The 17,907-nt window shown below is 72.6% G+C and carries 16 protein-coding genes; 8 read left to right on the forward strand and 8 right to left on the reverse strand.

The features are described from left to right. Positions 1 to 80: 80 nt before the first annotated feature. Positions 81 to 551 (forward strand): ATP-binding protein, encoded by a 471-nt coding sequence (locus AB8O64_RS10525; RefSeq protein WP_370418892.1) that lies wholly within the window; start codon positions 81 to 83, stop codon positions 549 to 551. A gap of 369 nt (positions 552 to 920) precedes the next feature. Here AB8O64_RS10525 and AB8O64_RS10530 read toward each other — a convergent pair whose 3' ends face one another. The 4 genes from AB8O64_RS10530 to AB8O64_RS10545 form a co-directional block, all read right to left on the reverse strand. Then, entirely contained in the window at positions 921 to 2,129 is a 1,209-nt protein-coding gene (locus AB8O64_RS10530) for an MFS transporter (protein WP_370418893.1), read from the reverse strand. 91 nt (positions 2,130 to 2,220) lie between these two features. Further along, a complete protein-coding gene (locus AB8O64_RS10535) occupies positions 2,221 to 3,234 on the reverse strand; it encodes an endonuclease/exonuclease/phosphatase family protein (RefSeq protein WP_370418894.1) in 1,014 nt (337 codons plus the stop codon). Between the two features lie 215 nt (positions 3,235 to 3,449). Continuing rightward, positions 3,450 to 4,103, reverse strand: coding sequence for a TetR/AcrR family transcriptional regulator (locus AB8O64_RS10540; RefSeq protein WP_370418895.1), 654 nt, complete (start codon positions 4,101 to 4,103; stop codon positions 3,450 to 3,452). Further along, positions 4,100 to 5,761 (reverse strand): MFS transporter, encoded by a 1,662-nt coding sequence (locus tag AB8O64_RS10545; RefSeq protein ID WP_370418896.1) that lies wholly within the window; start codon positions 5,759 to 5,761, stop codon positions 4,100 to 4,102. Before AB8O64_RS10545 ends, AB8O64_RS10540 begins: the two co-directional genes overlap by 4 nt. Before the next feature lie 190 nt (positions 5,762 to 5,951). Between AB8O64_RS10545 and panB the strand changes: the two genes are divergently transcribed. From panB to AB8O64_RS10560, 3 genes are all read left to right on the forward strand, one after another. Beyond that, positions 5,952 to 6,830: a 3-methyl-2-oxobutanoate hydroxymethyltransferase gene (gene panB / locus AB8O64_RS10550; protein WP_370418897.1), complete on the forward strand. Its 879-nt coding sequence runs from the start codon at positions 5,952 to 5,954 to the stop codon at positions 6,828 to 6,830. 322 nt (positions 6,831 to 7,152) lie between these two features. Further along, entirely contained in the window at positions 7,153 to 8,178 is a 1,026-nt protein-coding gene (locus tag AB8O64_RS10555; protein ID WP_356455760.1) for an ATP-binding cassette domain-containing protein, read from the forward strand. Further along, complete coding sequence (locus AB8O64_RS10560; RefSeq protein WP_370418898.1) at positions 8,175 to 9,002, forward strand: ABC transporter permease; 828 nt, start codon at positions 8,175 to 8,177, stop codon at positions 9,000 to 9,002. Before AB8O64_RS10555 ends, AB8O64_RS10560 begins: the two co-directional genes overlap by 4 nt. Before the next feature lie 46 nt (positions 9,003 to 9,048). Here AB8O64_RS10560 and AB8O64_RS10565 read toward each other — a convergent pair whose 3' ends face one another. After that, positions 9,049 to 12,489 carry a BTAD domain-containing putative transcriptional regulator gene (locus AB8O64_RS10565; RefSeq protein WP_370418899.1) on the reverse strand — a complete coding sequence of 1,147 codons (3,441 nt, stop codon included), beginning with the start codon at positions 12,487 to 12,489 and terminating at the stop codon, positions 9,049 to 9,051. A gap of 139 nt (positions 12,490 to 12,628) precedes the next feature. Between AB8O64_RS10565 and AB8O64_RS10570 the strand changes: the two genes are divergently transcribed. Continuing rightward, positions 12,629 to 13,441, forward strand: coding sequence for a site-2 protease family protein (locus tag AB8O64_RS10570; protein WP_370418900.1), 813 nt, complete (start codon positions 12,629 to 12,631; stop codon positions 13,439 to 13,441). A 6-nt stretch (positions 13,442 to 13,447) separates the two neighbouring features. On the opposite strand, the gene AB8O64_RS10575 is transcribed toward AB8O64_RS10570, so the two are convergent. Together AB8O64_RS10575 and npdG are read right to left on the reverse strand one after the other, a co-directional pair. Next, entirely contained in the window at positions 13,448 to 13,642 is a 195-nt protein-coding gene (locus AB8O64_RS10575; protein ID WP_356455752.1) for a hypothetical protein, read from the reverse strand. An 82-nt stretch (positions 13,643 to 13,724) separates the two neighbouring features. Further along, entirely contained in the window at positions 13,725 to 14,429 is a 705-nt protein-coding gene (gene npdG, locus AB8O64_RS10580; protein WP_370418901.1) for an NADPH-dependent F420 reductase, read from the reverse strand. Positions 14,430 to 14,609: 180 nt separating this feature from the next. On the opposite strand from npdG, the gene AB8O64_RS10585 reads away from it, so the two are divergent. Together AB8O64_RS10585 and AB8O64_RS10590 are read left to right on the forward strand one after the other, a co-directional pair. Then, a complete protein-coding gene (locus AB8O64_RS10585; RefSeq protein ID WP_370418902.1) occupies positions 14,610 to 15,224 on the forward strand; it encodes a hypothetical protein in 615 nt (204 codons plus the stop codon). Positions 15,225 to 15,307: 83 nt separating this feature from the next. Further along, positions 15,308 to 16,639, forward strand: coding sequence for an MFS transporter (locus tag AB8O64_RS10590; RefSeq protein ID WP_370418903.1), 1,332 nt, complete (start codon positions 15,308 to 15,310; stop codon positions 16,637 to 16,639). Between the two features lie 72 nt (positions 16,640 to 16,711). Here the strand turns inward: AB8O64_RS10590 and AB8O64_RS10595 are convergent, their stop codons facing one another. Next, entirely contained in the window at positions 16,712 to 16,960 is a 249-nt protein-coding gene (locus AB8O64_RS10595; protein WP_370418904.1) for a hypothetical protein, read from the reverse strand. A 68-nt stretch (positions 16,961 to 17,028) separates the two neighbouring features. Between AB8O64_RS10595 and map the strand changes: the two genes are divergently transcribed. Further along, on the forward strand, positions 17,029 to 17,886 hold the full coding sequence (gene map, locus AB8O64_RS10600) for a type I methionyl aminopeptidase (protein ID WP_356455745.1): 858 nt from the start codon (positions 17,029 to 17,031) through the stop codon (positions 17,884 to 17,886). Positions 17,887 to 17,907: the final 21 nt, after the last annotated feature.

Genomic DNA, 17,907 nt, shown 5'->3' on the forward strand with positions numbered 1-17,907 from the left:
ACATCTCTAGAGACGTCGGCTTCACTGGAGTTGTCTAGAGACGTTCCCGTGGGTGCACCGCACCGATCAGGGGAGGCGGCATGGCACGCGTGGCCAGCATCGTCGGCACCGGACTGAAGCCCGAGCCGCTCGGCTGCATCACGGTGGAGGCGGTGCCGGAGTCGGTCGCCCTGGCCCGCCGGTTGTTCCGCGAGCTCACCGGCGCCCACGACCTGGGCTTCCCGGTGGACGACTGCGTCCTGCTGGTCTCCGAGCTGGTCACGAACGCGGTCGACCACGCCGGGCGGGCCGAGGGCGACGGCGCCCGGCAGATCCGTGTCGACTGGTGGCGGGTGCGGGACGGCCTGCGCGTCGACGTCCACAGCGGGGGGCCGCCGGACGGGGTCCGGCTACGGCGGCCGCGTGACGACGACCCGCGCGGGCGGGGACTGCTGCTCGTCGATCTGCTCACCGACGCATGGGCCGTGGAGCCGAGCCGGCACGGCGGCACGATGGTCTCGTTCGTCATCGAGGGCGTCTGGCGGACTGCGCGGCCCGCGCAGTCGGCGTGAGCGATGGGCGCCGGGGCGGCGCGGGCGGGGCGGGGCCGCGCGGATGACCGCGTCAGCCGGGATGCACCGCGGCCCGCACACCGGCCTGGCCGATCAACGCCCTGGCGGCGCAGGCATGCCGGCCGATCAGCGCCGACCGCCCCCTCGCGGGCCGCGGGTTCCACCCGGCTCGCCCACCCCGGGCCGACGCCCTCCCCGGCCGCTCCTCGCGGGTGGCCGCGTCAGCCGGGGCGCGCCCAGGGGCGGCACAGGCAGGACAGCGCACCGCCGACCGCCCCGCGGCGGCCGCAGGGCTGCCGGCCCACCCCACGGGCCGACGCCGTCCCCGCCCCCCCCCGCACGGATGTGCGCCCCGCACGGGTGGCCGCGTCAGCCGACGCGCTCCGCCTCCGGCATCCGCTCGCTGCCCGCGGCGACCAGCCGGGACGCGCCCGGGACGCCCCGGTCGAGCAGCCCCGCCGTCACCGCGATGGCCAGGCCGATCACCGCGAGGACCGCGCCCACCAGGGTCGGGGAGGTCCAGCCCCAGCCCGCGGCGATGGCGACGCCGCCGAGCCACGCCCCGCCGGCGTTGGCCAGGTTGAAGGCGGAGTGATTGGAGGCGGAGGCCAGGGTCGGGGCGTGCCGGGCCTTGTTCATGACGAGCATCTGCAGCGGCGTCGTAGTCATGAAGCCGACCGCGCCGAGGACGACGACCGTCGCGAGGGCCGCCCACTTCACGTGCACGGTGAAGTCGAAGAGGACCAGCACGGCCGCCAGCGCGGCCAGCGACCCGTAGAGCGTGGGCCGCAGCGCCCGGTCGGTGAGGGGACCGGCGACGAGGGCGCCGAGCGTCATGCCGATGCCGAAGAGGGCGAGGACGAGCGTGACGGAGGTCTCGGAGAAGCCCGTGACCTCGGTCATCATCGAGGCGAGATAGCTGTAGACCGCGAAGACCCCGGCGAAGCCGAAGACCGCGGTGAGCAGCCCGAGCAGCACCTGCCGGTCGCCGAGGGCGCGCAGTTCCTGGCCGAGGCCCTGGTGCCGTTCGCGCGGGAGCTGCGGGACGAGCAGGGTGAGCGCGGCCATCGCCACCAGCCCGATGCCGGCGACCACGAGGAACGTGGCGCGCCAGCCGAGGTGCTGGCCGAGCAGGGTGGCGGTGGGGACGCCGACGATGTTGGCGACCGTCAGGCCGAGGAACATCGTCGCGACCGCCCGGGCCTGCCGTCCCTCGGTCACCAGCCGGGCGGCGACCACCGCCCCGACGCCGAAGAACGCGCCGTGCGGCAGCCCCGCCAGCACCCGCCCCACGACGAGCAACCCGAAGGAGGGGGCCAGCGCGGAGGCGAGGTTGCCGATGGTGAAGAGGCCCATGAGCAGGACGAGCATCCGCTTGCGCGGGATGCGCGAGCCCATCGCCGTGAGCAGCGGGGCGCCGATGACGACGCCGAGGGCGTAGGCGGAGACGAGGTATCCGGCGGTGGGCACCGAGGTGCCCAGATCGTCGGCGACATTGGGCAGCAGGCCCATCATCACGAACTCGGTGGTGCCGATACCGAACGCGGAGATCGCCAGGGCGAGCAGCGCCAGGGGCATGGAGGACAGACCTTTCAGAGGATGTTCCCTTCCGGAACAAAGCCTCTCAGGTCAAATGTTCCCGCCCCCGGACGCGAAGGTGAACGGCTGGTCAGATCTTTACCCGGGCGGCCACCGGCAGGTGGTCGCTGTCCGTCGCGGGGAGGGTCCAGGCCGAGACGGGGTCCATGCCGCGCACCATGATCTGGTCGATGCGGGCCATGGGGAAGCTCGCGGGCCAGCTGAAGCCGAAGCCGTCGCCCGCCGCGCCCTGCGCCGAGCGCAGCTGCGAGGTGATGGGCGCGAGCGAGCGGTCGTTCATCGTGCCGTTGAGGTCGCCGAGCAGGACGACCTTGCGCACCGGCTCCCGCGCGATGGCCTGGCCGAGCGCCTCGGCGCTGTTGTCGCGCTGGCCCGCGGTGAAGCCCGCGTTGAACTTGACCCGCACGGAAGGCAGGTGCGCGACGTAGACGGCCACCGGGCCCTGGGGGGTGTTGACCGTGGCCCGCAGGGCGCGCGTCCAGCCCATGTGGATGTCGACCGGCCGGGCGTCGGCGAGCGGGTACTTGCTCCACACGCCGACGGTGCCCTGCACGGAGTGGTATTTGTACGTGCCCGCCAGCGCCCGCTCGTACCGGGAGGCGTCGCTGAGCTCCTCCAGCGCGACGATGTCGGCGCCCGAGGCGGCGACGGCGCGGGCGGTGCCGATCGCGTCGAGGTTCTCGGCGTTGACGTTGTGCGTGACGACCGTGAGGTTGCCGCCCTTGCCGGACTTGTCGCTGAGCAGCCCGCCGAAGAGGTTCGCCCAGACGACGATGGGCAGCAGCAGCGCGACCAGGGCGGTCGCCGACCGGCGCAGCACGGCGAGGACGAGCAGCACCGGAATGCCGAGGCCCAGCCAGGGGAGGAAGGTCTCGGTGAGGCTGCCGAGGTTGCCGACGCGGTTGGGGAGCCCGGAGTGGAAGAGCATCAGCAGCCCGAGCAGCGCGGCGAAGGCGGCGACGACGAGTCCGCGCCGCCAGACATTCCGGTCCCGCCACTGGCTCACGAAGTGCTCGAACCTGGATCCGGTGCGCTCCGGGCCCGGCCCGTCGTGGCCCGTCTCCTCCATGTACGCCTGCGACATCCGTCGTCCTTAACTCTTCAGCTGCTGCGTCCCCGCCACCTGACGATAAGTGATCACCGTGGGCCGGGTTTCTCCGCGGCGCCCCTGGCAGGGGCGTCGGTCTGGAGGACGAGGGCACGGCCCGCCCGGGTTCCTGTCGAGCGGCTGTGCGGGCCTGCTGTGACACAACGGGCATATTCGCCGCGTCCGGCGGCCGGGACGGACCGCGGGGCGGGTCAGCTCTCCCCCGGGCGCTCCCCCCGTGGCCGCGCGCCCTCCAGGACGGTGTCGACGATCTGCTCCGCCAGCCCCTCGGGCATCTCCTTCCACTCGTGGAGCATCGCCCGGGTGAGCATCGGGCCGACGAACAGGTCGGCGAGCAGATCGAGGTCCCGGTCGGCGCGGATCTCCCCGGTGAGCGTCCCGCGGCGCAGCACCGCGAGCAGCGCCTCGCGGCGGGCGGTGACGACGGTGTCGTGGTACTCCTTCCACAGCTTCGGCTGCGCCTGCATCTGTGCGACGACCGTGCGCAGCAGCGCCGAGGAGCGCTTGGCGAGGCCGCGGCGGCGCATGAACTCCAGCATGGTGACGAGGTCGTCCCGGACCGATTCCCCGGCGGCCTCGGGCTGGCGGACGGTGTCGAGGGAGCGCATGACGTCGAGCATCAGCGCCTCCTTGCCGGCCCAGCGGCGGTAGACGGTGGCCTTGCCGACGCCCGCCTCGCGGGCTATCCGCTCCATCGACAGATCGCCGATGGTGACGCCTTCCTCCAGGAGCCGCAGCACCGTTTCGATGACGGTGGTGTCGACGGCGGCGTTGCGGGGGCGTCCCCGCCGCTCGGCGACCGCGCTCACGCCGTCCCCCGGCTTTCCTTCGACGTGCCCGTTCACGCGTCCGCTCCCGCCTGCTCCTTCTCGGGTTCCGGCCGCGACTGGCCGGCGGCCGCGGCCGCCGCCTTGCCCGGCAGGAAGAGGGCGACGACGGCCGCGCCGAGCAGGGCGACGGCGGAGGCGCCGGTGACGGTGATGTGCATGGCGTGGATGAAGGCGTCCTGGGCGGGGCCGACCAGCGCCTTGCCGGACGGTCCCAGCTTCCCGGCGAGGCCGAGGGTGCCCTCGATGGACTCGCCCGCCGCGTGCCGGGCGGAGTCGGTCAGGCCGGGGACGTCGTCGAGCGTGCCGGAGATGCCGTCGCGGTAGGTGGTGGAGAGCAGCGAGCCGAGCACGGCGACCCCGAGCGCGCCGCCGACCTGCCGGAAGGTGTTGTTCACGGCGGAGCCGGAGCCGGCCTTCTCACGCGGCAGCGACTGCATGATCGAGACGGTGGCGGGCGGCATGATGTGCGCCATCGCGGTGCCCTGGAAGAAGAACAGCACCTCCAGGACCCAGATCGGGGTGTCCTTCTCCAGCAGCAGGAAGCCCGCCGTGGTCGCGGCGATCATCAGCATGCCGGCGGTGCACACCACGCGGGCGCCGAACCGCTCCACGACCAGCCTGGCCCGCGGGGCGAAGAACATCTGGGCGGCGGCGATCGGCAGGAGCAGCAGACCGCTCTGCAGCGGGGAGTAGCCGCGCACGCTCTGGGTGTAGAAGACGATGAAGAACGTCGTGCCCATCAGCGCGAAGAAGACCAGCGCGATGGAGGAGACGGCCGCCGAGAAGGCGGGGTTGCGGAAGTAGCGCACATCGATGGCGGGGTGAGTGCTGCGCCGCTCGTGCAGGACGAAGAGGACGAGGACGAGCAGTCCGCCGCCGACCGTGCCGAAGACCTCGGGGTCGGAGAAGTCGGCGAGCTGGCCGCCCTTGATGATGCCGTAGACCAGCAGGACCAGGCCGACGACGGACAGCAGCACGCCGACCGGGTCGAGACGGCCGGGCCTCGGGTCCTTGGAGTCGGGGACGAGCAGCACCATCGCGATCAGACCGACGATCACGATGGGCACGTTGACGAGGAAGACGGAACCCCACCAGAAGTGTTCGAGCAGGACGCCGCCGGTGACCGGGCCGATGGCGATGGCGAGACCGACCGCGCCCGCCCAGATGCCGATGGCTTTGGGCTGCTCGTCCCGCTCGAAGACGTTCATGATGATGGCGAGGGTCGCGGGCATCACGAAGGCACCGCCGAAGCCCATCACCGCGCGGAAGGTGATCAGCTCACCGGGCGAGCCGGCCATGGCGGAGAGCACCGAGCCGATGCCGAACACGACCATGCCGAAGAGCAGCACCTTCTTGCGGCCGAGCCGGTCGCCCAGCAGGCCCGCAGTGAAGAGTATCCCGGCGAAGACGAGGGTGTAGGAGTTGATCGCCCACTCCAACTGGCTCTGCGTCGCGCCGAGTCCGGTGGGGGCGGGTGCGGCGATCGTCTTCATCGCCACATTGAGGATCGAGTTGTCCAGCACCACGATCAGCAGGCTGAACAGCAGGACGGTGAGGATCGCCCAGCGTCTGCGGTGGACCGCCTCGGGGACCCGGCGGGCCGGCGCCGCGCCGGAGGCATCGGAGGGGCCGGGAGACGCCGAGGGGTCGGGGGTGCCGGAAGAAGCTGCCATGCGCACCACCATAAACCTTTTCGATACGAGTCCGTCTCGTATTGGAAAGTCTTTGCGAACGGGCGACCGCCGCCGGGCCCGGCAACCAGGGCAGGGGGTTCCCTTCCCCGCCCGCGTGCGGCGTGTCAGCATGGAGGTGATCCGGGGACGCCGTGAGGGCGCCTCGAGACACTTCACAGGAGCCATTGCCATGACGCATGCCTTGAATGCCGCGAACCGGCCCGACAGCAGCCCCGCCAACCCGAAGGCGCTGTACGGCGGTACGAGTTCCCGGCGCGTCACCGTCCGCGACATCGCCGCAGCCAAGGTGCGCGGCGAGAAGTGGCCGATGCTCACCGCCTACGACGCGATGACCGCCTCGGTCTTCGACGAGTCCGGCATCCCCGTCCTGCTCGTGGGCGACTCCATGGGCAACTGTCACCTCGGCTACGACTCCACCGTGCCCGTCACGATGGACGAGATCGCCCTTCTCTCGGCCGCCGTCGTACGGGGCACCAAGCGCGCCCTGATCGTCGGCGACCTGCCGTTCGGTTCGTACCAGGAAGGCTCGGTACAGGCGCTGCGCAACGCCACCCGGCTGGTGAAGGAGGCGGGCGTCGGCGCGGTCAAGCTGGAGGGCGGCGAGCGCTCCGCCGACCAGATCGACCTGCTGGTCCGCTCCGGCATCCCCGTCATGGCCCACATCGGCCTCACCCCCCAGTCCGTCAACGCCTACGGCGGCTACCCCGTGCAGGGCCGCGGCGAGGAGGCCGCGCAGCAGTTGCTGCGCGACGCCAAGGCCGTCCAGGACGCGGGCGCCTTCGCGGTCGTCCTGGAGCTGGTCCCGGCCGAGCTGGCCGCCGAGGTCACCCGGACGCTGCACATCCCGACGGTCGGCATCGGCGCCGGCCAGGAGTGCGACGCCCAGGTGCTGGTGTGGACGGACATGGCGGGCATGACGGCGGGCCGGGTGCCGCGCTTCGTGAAGCAGTACGCGAATCTGCGCGAGGTGCTCGGCGGCGCGGCGAAGTCCTTCGCGGACGACGTGGTCGGCGGGCTGTACCCGGCGGAGGAGCACGCCTTCCACTAGAGCCTGTCCGGCGGATCATGTGAACGGCCCGCCGCGGGCCGTGTCATCCGCTCCACCGCTGCGCGGCGGTGTCCTCAATCGCCGGACAGGCTCCAAGCGGCTGAGCTCAGCCAGAACCAGCCCGTCCGGCGTTTGAGGACAGAGCACACCAGCCCGTCCGGCGTTTGAGGACAGAGCACAGCAGCCCGTCCGGCGTTTGAGGACGCGCCCGCAGGGCGCTCGCCGCCGCAGGCGGCAAAGCCCGCAGCCCATCGGCAGGATGTCGGTGGGCTGTCGATTAAATATCGGCGCGCTGTCAGTGGCCCCTGCCACTCTGGCTTCCATGACGCGAAACGACATCCCTGGAAGCGGCGGGAACGCCGTAGAGGTCCGGGGGCTGGTCAAGCACTACGGCGAGACCAAAGCCCTCGACGGGGTCGATCTGGACGTACGCGAGGGCACCGTCCTCGGTGTCCTCGGCCCCAACGGCGCGGGCAAGACCACGCTCGTGCGAGTCCTGTCCACCCTGATCCGGCCCGACGCGGGCAGCGCCCGCGTCGCGGGCTACGACGTGGTGACCCAGCCCCGGCAGCTGCGCCGGGTCATCGGCCTGACCGGGCAGTACGCCTCGGTCGACGAGAAGCTGTCCGGCACCGAGAACCTCTACATGATCGGGCGGCTGCTCGACCTCTCCCGCAAGGACGCCCGGCGCCGCGCGGCGGAGATGCTGGAGCGCTTCTCGCTCACGGAGGCCGCCAAGCGGCCCGCCATGCAGTACTCGGGCGGTATGCGCCGCCGGCTCGACCTGGCCGCCTCGATGATCGGCCTGCCGTCGGTGCTCTATCTGGACGAGCCCACCACCGGCCTCGACCCCCGCACGCGCAACGAGGTGTGGGAAGAGGTCCGGCGGATGGTCTCCGAGGGGGTCACCGTGCTGCTCACCACCCAGTACATGGAGGAGGCGGAGCAGCTCGCCGACGAGCTGACCGTCATCGACCGCGGCCGGGTCATCGCCGGCGGCGGGGTCGACGAGCTCAAGGCGAAGGTCGGCGGGCGCACCCTGCAGATCCGCCCGGCGGACCCGGCCGAACTGCCCCGGATGGTGGGCGCGGTGGCCCAGGCCGGGCTGGACGGCATCGCCGGTGCGACCGCCGACGCGGCGGAGGGCGTGGTCAACGTCCCGATCGTCAGCGACGAGCAGCTGACCGCCGTGATCGGGCTGCTGGGCGAGCGGGGCTTCGCCATCGCCGGCATCAGCACCCATCTGCCCAGCCTCGACGAGGTGTTCCTGGCCGTCACCGGCCAGAAGACCTCCGAGAGCACCGCGCCGCAGGACCGTACCGACGAACTCCAGGAGGTCGCGGCATGAGCGCGGCGACGATTCAGACGCCCGTGCAGGCGCCGGCCGGAGAGGGCCGGATCGGCCTGCGGGCCAATGTGCGGCACATCGGGGCCCTCGCCCGCCGCAATCTGCTCCAGATCAAGCAGGACCCGGAGTCGATGTTCGACGCCGTGCTGATGCCGATCATCTTCATCCTGCTGTTCACCTACGTCTTCGGCGGCAACATCGCCGGCAAGGGCAACGAGCAGCAGTACGTCAGCTATCTCGTGCCGGGCCTGATGGCGATGATGGGCATGAACATCGCCATGGCCGTCGGCACGGGCGTCAACGACGACTTCAAGAAGGGGGTGATGGACCGCTTCCGGACGATGCCGATAGCCCGGTCCTCCGTCCTCATCGCGAAGATCGTCGTCGAGGTCGGGCGGATGCTCATCGCGACCACGATCCTGCTGGTCATGGGCTTCATCCTGGGCCTGACCATCAGCACCTCGGTGCTGCACCTGCTCGCGGCGGTGGCGCTCGCCATGGTCTTCGGCGCCTCGCTGATGTGGATCTTCATCCTGCTGGGTCTGACCCTGAAGACCGCGCAGGCCGTCCAGGGGGTTGCCATGATCGTCCTGATGCCTCTGCAGTTCGGCAGCTCGATCTTCGCACCGACCCAGAAGATGCCGGGCTGGCTGGAGACCTTCACCGACTACAACCCGCTGTCCAACCTCGCCGACGCCTCCCGCAATCTGATCAACGGCGGCCCGGTGGCCGACTCGGTGTGGATGACGCTGGCCTGGGCCGCGGCCATCACCCTGGTGACCGCGCCGATCGCGATCTCCAAGTTCCGCAACAAGACCAACTGAGCGGCACGGCCGAGCCGGCGGTGCCAGGGGGCGTCCGGGGGGCGCGTCATACGAGGGCGGTGGCCTCCTCCAGCGTGAGGCCGCCGCCTTCGGCGTACGCCCGCTCGTACGCCACGTCGCCCAGGGCGGCGCGCGTCGCGGTCTCCGTCTCCGCCCGCACCTCCCGCTCGATGGACGCGACATGGACGCCCGGGGTGCGCAGCGCGACACTGGCGCCGAGCAGCCGGGCCGCCGTCAGCGCGTGCTCCTCGCCGCCGATCGCGATGTGGGCGTGGGCGGCGTACAGCAACTGCACCATCACCAGGTGCGGTGCGATCAGCTGGGACAGGGGCTCGGACCCGTGCGCCAGCGCCCTGCGCAGCCTCGGCAGCGCCTCGGCCGGGCGGCCCTGAAGGGTGTCGACCCAGGCGACCAGCCCGCAGATCGTGCTCGCGAGGATCTCGATGGCGCGGCCCTCGAACTCCGCCTCCAGTGCTTCGAGGACCTCGCGCGCCGCCGCGGTGTCACCGTGCTGGGCGAGCCGCACCCCGAGCTGGAGACGGGCGAAGAGAGCGGCGTCGGGGCTGACCCGCTGCGCCTCCCCGATAATGTCGTGGAGCGTGCGCTTGACCTCCTCCGCGTCGACGAGCCCCGCCTCCGTGCGCACCTCGAGGAGACGGCCGCGCAGCATCGGCACCATGGCGGTCGATCCCAGCGCCCGGACGCTGTCGATGGCCTCCCGGTAGTCCTCCGCCGCCAGCTCGTACTCGCCGCGCCGTTCGCGTGCCTCGCCGCGCCCGGACAACGCCTCGGCCACGCCCCAGGAGTCACCGATACGACGGAAGATCTCCAGGCTCTCGTCGGCGTCCCGGGCCCCCTGCGCGGACCGGTTCGCGCTGTCGTTGAAGAGCTTGGCGCGCAATTGGAGCGCGTTGGCCAGTTCCCAGTCGTAGCCGAGTCGGCGGCAGCGCTCCACCCCCTCGTCGATCATCGTGTAGAGGTTCTCGGCGTGACCGGTCAGCAGGGCCGCGTAGATCCACGCCATGCCCGGGACGCGGCAGTTCTGCGGCTGCCCTCCCCCGTAGGCCTCGACGATGCCGCGCAGCCGGGTCTGCATGGCGGGGTCCTCGAACACCCGCATGTCGCTCTCCATGTTGGACAGCGCCACCAGTCGCACCCCGCGCCGGGCCTCCTCCAGCAGGTCCGGCGGCATCGGCGGCGGCGCCGCCGTGCACGGGACGAGCAGCGGCGGGGCCGGGGCCACGGGCGCCGCGAAGGGGTCGGGGCCGAGCGCGGCCGCCGCCTCGGCCCAGGTCCGGGCGTCGGTGCGGTGGTCCCGCAGCTGCCAGAACCAGCCCAGGGACAGCACCAGGCACAGCGCCTCGTGCTCGTCCCGCGCCGCGACGGCGTGCCGCAGCGCGGTCCGCATGTTGTCGTGTTCCCGCTCCAGCCGCTCCAGCCAGGCCCGCTGCTCGGGGCCGCGCAGCAAGGGGTCGGCGGTGCGGGCCAGTTCGCGGTAGGCCACCAGGTGCCGTCGCTCCGCGGCGGCCCGCTCCCCCGCCTCGTCCAGCCGCTCGGCGGCGTACTCCCCCACGGTCTCCAACAGCCGGTAGCGCATCTGGCCGTCGGCGGCGGGCGCCGCGACCACCAGCGACTTGTCGACGAGGGAGCCGAGCAGCGCGGCGACGTCCCGGCCGTGGACGGCGTCGGGGCCGTCGGCGGCACACACCTCCTCGGCGGCGGACAGGTCGCAGCCGCCTGCGAAGACCGCCAGCCGGCGCAGCACGGCGCGCTCGGGGCCGGTGAGGAGGTCCCACGACCAGTCGACGACCGCGCGCAGCGTCTGCTGGCGCGGCAGGACCGTGCGGCTGCCGGAGGTGAGCAGCCGGAAGCGGTCGTCGAGGCGGTCGGCGAGGCCGCGGGGGGTGAGCAGCCGCAGCCGGGCGGCGGCGAGCTCGATGGCGAGCGGCAGGCCGTCGAGGCGGCGGCAGATCTCGGCGCACGCCTCGGGGTCGTCGTCGAGCAGGAATCCGGGGCGTGCGGCGGCGCCCCGGTCGGCGAGGAGCCGCAGGGCGACGGGGTCGGGCAGGGGTTCGACGGGCCGGACCAACTCGCCGGGTACGGCGAGCGGTTCGCGGCTGGTGGCGAGGACGGTGACGCCGGGGCAGTGGGCGAGGAGCGTCTCGGCGAGCCGGGCGGCGGCGTCGATGACGTGCTCGCAGTTGTCGAGGACGAGCAGCATGCGGCGGCGCGCGCAGTGCTCGGCGAGCCGTGCCGACGGGTCGAGCGCGGTCGCGTCGGTCGCGGCCCGCAGCCCCTCGGCGGCGGTGCCCCGCACGACGGTCTCGCGGGCCCCCAGCGCGGTCAGCACGGCCTCGGGCACGGTGCCGCCGTCGTCGACGGGCGCGAGCTCCGCGAACCACACCCCGTCGGGCCAGGCCCCGTCCGCCCGCGCGGCGGCCTCGGCGGCCTCCTGCGACAGGCGCGTCTTCCCGGCCCCGCCGGGCCCCAGCAGGGTGACGAGCCGGTACCGCGCCAGATCCCCCCGGATCAGCGCGAGCTCGTCCTCCCGGCCGACGAAGGAGGTGTGCCGGGCGCGCAGATTGCCGAGCGGCGGGAGCACGGGCGGTGCCGGTACGGGCGTCCCGGCCCCGTAGGCGCCACCCGCCCCGTCGGGCGTCGCCGCCTCGCGGGTGCCCGGTCCCCGGTCCGCTCCCGCACCGGGTCCGGCGACTCGCCGCGTCCCGCCCCGCGTCGGGTCCCCCTCGGCAGCCACCTCGGGCAACGGCTCGGGCGTCAGCAGTTCGGTGTGCAGGGCGCGCAGTTCCGGGCCGGGGTCGGTGCCGAGCCGGTCGGCTATGGAGGTGCGGATCCGCTCGTACGCGGCGAGGGCCTCGGCCGGGCGGCCAGCGGCGCGCAGGGCGCGGAGCCGGAGGGCCTGGAGGGGTTCGTCCAGGGGGTGGGCGTCGCAGAGGTCGGCGAGCTCGGGCAGGACCGCCGCCGCGTCGCCGAGGGCGATCGCCGCGGCGGCGCGGTGGCGGCGGGCGTCGAGGCGACGGGCCTCGTGGCGGACGGCCAGGGCGCCTGAGTCCGGGAGGTCGGCGAGGGCCGGGCCGCGCCACAGCGCGAGGGCGTCGTCGAGCAGGACCGCGGCCTTGGCGGGGTCGCCGTCGTCGAGGGCGCGGGCTCCCTCGTCGGCGAGCCGGCGGAAGCGGTGCAGATCGACGTCGTCGGGCTCGGCCCGCAGCCGGTAGCCACCGGCCACGAGGTCCACCGCCTCGTGGCCGATCGCCCGCCGCAGCCGCCCGACGAGCGCCTGCAGCGCGCCCGGGCCGTCGGCGGGCGGCGCGTCGCCCCAGACCTCGTCGATCAGCGCTTCGGCGGGCCGGGGCCGGCCGGGGTGCAGGGCCAGCGCGGCGAGGAGGCCGCGCAGCCGGGAGCCGCCGAGGGCGGTGGTCCGGCCGTCGGCGGAATGGGCCTGGGTGGTGCCGAGAATGCCATAGCGCACGGACCCATTCTCACCCGGCGCGTACAAGGCGGTACGCCACGCCGGGGCGAGCAAGTAACGTCGCCCGGTACCGTCCGTACGCCCCGGGCCGTCCCCCACCGGCCCGGCGGTACCACCCCGATTCACAGGAGCATCAGGTATGGCATCCACAGCGACCCGCGGCGAGGCGCGCGTGAGCCCCGTCTTCCTCGCCCTCGTCGCCATCATGGCGGTCTCCATATGGGCGGTGTGGACGGACTTCTCGGCCAGCCCCGGCTTCGCCGTCTTCCTGTTCGTCGTCTCGGGCTGGATCGTCTCGCTCTGTCTCCACGAGTACGCGCACGCGCGCACGGCCCTGCACGGCGGGGACATCTCGATCGGCGCCAAGGGCTATCTGACCCTGAACCCCTTGAAGTACACGCACGCGCTGCTCAGCATCGTGCTGCCGGTGATCTTCGTGATCATGGGCGGGATCGGCCTGCCCGGCGGCGCCGTGTTCATCGAGCGGCACCGCATCCGGGGGCGCTGGAAGCACAGCCTGGTCTCGGCGGCGGGCCCGCTGACGAACGTGCTGTTCGCGGCCGTGGTCAGCGCGCCGTTCTGGCTGGACGCCCTGGACGGGGTGCCGGACAACTTCCGCTACGCGCTGGGCTTCCTGGCCCTGCTCCAGCTGACAGCCGCGATCTTGAACTTCCTGCCGGTGCCCGGCCTGGACGGCTACGGGGTGATCGAGCCGTGGCTGTCGCACAAGCTGCGGCGGCAGGTGGAGCCCTTCGCGCCGTTCGGGCTGATCGCGGTCTTCGGTTTCCTGTGGATCCCCGGGGTCAACCACGCCTTCTTCGACATGATCGACGCGATTCTGCGCGGCCTGGGGGTGACCGAGTGGGACACTTACTGGGGCCAGGAGCTGTTCCGCTTCTGGCAGAGAACGCCGGACATCCCGCCGCTCACCTCGGTCGACGTCGGTCTGTGAGACCACTCACCCCGCGCTGCCGGCCTGCTCGGCGGCCCGGTCGTTCTTCTCCTTGCGCACGTAGTACCAGGCGATGTTCGACGAGACGCCGAGCAGCAGGATCCAGATGACGCCGAGCCAGCTGCCCCGCGCGAAGGAGACGACGGCCGCCGCGAGCGCGAGGGCGCAGACGGCGATGGCGTAGAGGGCGAGGCGGGGCATGGGGGCGGCTCCTGGTCCGGCGGACGCGTGTGCGTGGATCCCGCCCATTATCTCCCAGGTGTCCCCCACGCCCCCGGGCGGCTCAGACGTCCGTGACCCGCAGGCCCGCGTGCGCCTTGTAGCGGCGGTTCACGGAGATCAGGTTGGCGACCAGGGACTCCACCTGGTGGGCGTTGCGCAGCCGCCCGGCGAAGACGCCGCGCATACCGGGGATGCGGCCGGCCAGGGCCTGGACGATGTCCGTGTCGGCCCGCTTCTCGCCGAGCACCATCACATCGGTGTCGATCTCCGCGATCTCCGGGTCGGAGAGCAGCACGGCGGACAGGTGGTGGAAGGCGGCGGTGACGCGCGACTCGGGCAGCAGGGCGGCGGCCTGCTGGGCGGCGCTGCCCTCCTCCGGCTTGAGGGCGTAGGCGCCCTGCTTGTCGAAGCCGAGCGGGTTGACGCAGTCGATGACGAGCTTCCCGACGAGGTCCGCGCGCAGCGACTGGAGGGTCTTGGCGTGGCCGTCCCACGGCACGGCGACGATCACGACGTCGCTGCGCCGCGCGCACTCGGCGTTGTCGGCGCCCTCGATGCCCAGGCCGAGCTCCTCGGCGGCGGTCTGTGCCCGGTCGGCGGCACGGGAACCGATGATCACCTTCTGGCCGGCCTTGGCCAGCCGGTAGGCGAGGCCGCGGCCCTGGTCACCGGTGCCGCCGAGCACGCCGACGACGAGGCCGGAAACGTCGGGGAGGTCCCAAGGGGCCTTGGCGGGGGCCTTCTTCACGTCATCAGGAGTAGTCATGACAGCGATACTGTCACGCTGTCTTTTCCCCTCCGGCGAGGCCTGCCGTCGAAGCGTGTTCCCCGTGGTCCCGGTATTCCCGGTACCCGGTACGGACGGCCGCCGGCCCGGCCGCCCGTACGGGTGAGGCGCCGCGTAACGCGCGTTGCCCGCGCGACGGTTGCGGCAGGATGCGGGCGCATGGACGCCGTACGGGTCGCGCTGCTGCGCGAAGCGCTCGCCGGGACCGAGTGGTTACGCACCACGCGTCACTTCGCGGGGACGTTACGGACCTCGGTCACCCGGCACGGCGGCGGGCTGCTCCTCGTCGGCAGCCCGCGGTACGAGCCGTGGCACCTGGCCGCGCACCTGGACGACGAGGCCGCCTGGTCCGGGCTGCCGGAGCTGTCCCCCACGCTCGTCCGGCACCGGGTACCGGACGGCGTCCCCGCTCATCTGGCGGTCGGGCTGGGCCGGCTGGAGGCCGCGCGGCGCGGCGAGACGCTGCTGGTGGTGACGGCCGAGGAGCCCGGCGAGGGGCTGCTGGAGCGGGTGCACGACGCGCGGCGCGGCGGGGCGACCGTGCTCGCCCTGGACGGCGCGGACGGCGACGAGGGCCGCGACCTGCGCGCGCTCGCCCACGACGCGCTGCCCGTGCCGGCCGCGGCGGAGCTCGATCTCGACACCGTGCAGCACCTGGTCAGCGCCGCCGCCGGGGAGAACGCGCCGCCCGCGCCGCGCGGTCGCCACCGCTTCCTCGACCGGCTCGCCCGGCTCGCGGAGCAGCTGTCCGCACCGCCGCCGACCCGCTGGTAGCGACCCGTCGGCAGCGGCGACCGGTGGCGGCGACCCGAAAACTCGTTTGCTCCCATTCGTCCTGGCGTGGACCATGGTCCCCCGTGACCGAGCACCATCCCCCCTCCGAACCCCCGGCTCCCTCCGAGCCCCCCTCCCGCGGACTGCGCGCCCTGCTGCCCGATCTGACCCCCTGGCACGCCTCCCCCGACTTCCGCCGGATGTGGCTGGCGGGGCTGGTGACGGTCTTCGGCAGCTCCCTGACCTTCATCGCGGTACCGCTGCAGCTCAAGGAGCTGACCGGCTCGGCACTCGCGGTCGGCGCGGTCGGCGCCGTCGAACTCGTGCCGCTGATCGTCTTCGGTCTCTACGGCGGCGCGCTCGCCGACGCCATGGACCGGCGGAAGCTGATCCTGTGGACCGAGGCCGGGCTCGGTGTCCTGTCCGGGATCCTGCTGCTCAACACCCTGCTGCCGCACCCCATGATCTGGCCGCTGTACGTGGTGGCCGCGCTGGTCAGCGCGCTGACCGGGCTCCAGCGTCCGGCGCTGCAGGCGATCGTGCCGCGGATCGTCGCGCACGAGCAGCTGCCCGCCGCCATCGCCCTGAACTCGATGCGCTGGCAGATCGGCGCCATCGCGGGCCCGTCCCTGGCCGGCGTGATCATCACCTTCGCCGGGCTGCCCTGGGCGTACGTCCTGGACATCGTGTCCTACGCGGTCTCGCTCGCCCTCACCGTCGGCCTCGCCGCCTCGCCCGCCTCCCACGACGCCGACAAGCCGTCGCTGCGCGGCGTCCTGGAGGGCGCGCGCTACGCGTGGCGCCGCAAGGAGCTGCTGGGTACGTACGCGGTCGACATGGCGGCGATGTTCTTCGCCATGCCCACCGCGATCTTCCCGTTCCTGGCCGACGACCTGGACGCCCCCTGGGCGCTGGGCCTGATGTACGCGGCCGGTTCGGTGGGTTCGCTCGTGGTGAGCCTGACCAGCGGCTGGGTGTCGCGCATCCACCGGCACGGCCGGATGGTGGTGCTGGCGGCGGGCGGCTGGGGTCTGGCGATGGCGCTGGCGGGCTGGATGCACAACATCTGGCTGGTGCTGGTGTTCCTGGCCGTGGCCGGCGGCTGCGACATGGTGAGCGGACTCTTCCGCTCGGCGATCTGGGACCAGACGATCCCGGACGAGCTGCGCGGCCGCCTCGCCGGCATCGAACTGCTCTCGTACTCGGTCGGCCCCCAGCTCGGCCAGGTCCGCGCGGGCGGCATGGCGACCCTGACGAACGTCCGCACCTCGGTGTGGGCGGGCGGTCTGGCGTGCGTCGCCTCGGTGGGGCTGCTGGCCCTGACGCTGCCGAAGCTGATGTCGTACGACGAGCGGACGGACGAGCACGCGGTGCGGATGCGCGCGGCGCGCGCGGATGTGGTGAAGGCGGCGTAGCCACGAACCGGGGCCCGGGGCTCCGCCCCGGGCCCCGGTCCTCGAACGCCGGACGGACTCAAAGGCTGATGGTCACGCCTTCTTGTCGCCGTCCCCGTCCCTGTCCCCGTCCCTGTCCCCGTCGTTCCAGCGGGGGTCCTCGCGCCACTCCTCGTTGCGCTCGCGCTGCGTCTCCATCGCGTGGGCCGCCTCCTCGCGCGTCTCGTACGGGCCGAAGCGGTCGGCGGCCCGGCACTGGGGGCCCTCCTCCACCGTGCCGTGCTTGAGGCAGTAGTACCACTCACCGGGCTTGCCGGCCGTGCGCCGCTTGAACAGTGCCATCAGGTCTCTCCTCCAGCGTGGGTGCTCGACCACATGCTCCCCGAAAGCCGCTGGCTACACTCGCTGACATGTCTGGCCAGTCGCTTCTCACCCCGGGGACCCTCTCCCCCGCCCGCCCCGTCCCCGCCTCGATCCCGCGGCCCGAGTACGTCGGTAAGGACGCCCCCACCCCCTATTCCGGCCCCGAGATCCAGGACGCCGAAACGATCGAGCTGATGCGGATCGCCGGCGGCATCGCCGCGCGGGCGATGGAGGAGGCGGCCAAGCACATCGCCCCCGGCGTCACGACGGACGAGCTGGACCGCGTCGCGCACGAGTACATGTGCGACCACGGCGCCTACCCCTCGACGCTCGGCTACCGCGGCTTCCCCAAGTCGCTGTGCTCGTCCGTGAACGAGGTCATCTGTCACGGCATCCCGGACTCCACGGTGCTGCGCGACGGCGACATCGTGAACCTCGACGTGACGGCGTTCATCGGCGGCGTGCACGGCGACAACAACGCCACCTACCTCTGCGGCGACGTGGACGAGGAGTCGCGGCTGCTCGTGGAGCGCACCCGTGAGGCGCTGAACCGGGCCATCAAGGCGGTCAAGCCCGGCCGCCGCATCAATGTCATCGGCCGGGTCATCGAGTCCTACGCCAAGCGCTTCGGCTACGGCGTCGTGCGTGACTTCACCGGTCACGGCATCAACTCGTCCTTCCACTCCGGCCTGATCGTCCCGCACTACGACAGCCCCCACCACGACACGCTGATCCAGCCGGGCATGACGTTCACGATCGAGCCGATGCTCACCCTCGGGACGTACGAGTACGACATGTGGGCGGACGGCTGGACCGTCGTCACGAAGGACCGCAAGCGCACGGCCCAGTTCGAACACACACTGGTGGTGACCGACACGGGAGCGGAAATCCTCACCCTGCCGTAGCGCGGCCGGGGGCGGTAGGGT

The sequence above is a fragment of the Streptomyces sp. QH1-20 genome (genome assembly GCF_041283565.1).
GTDB classification, from domain to species: Bacteria; Actinomycetota; Actinomycetes; order Streptomycetales; family Streptomycetaceae; genus Streptomyces; species Streptomyces syringius.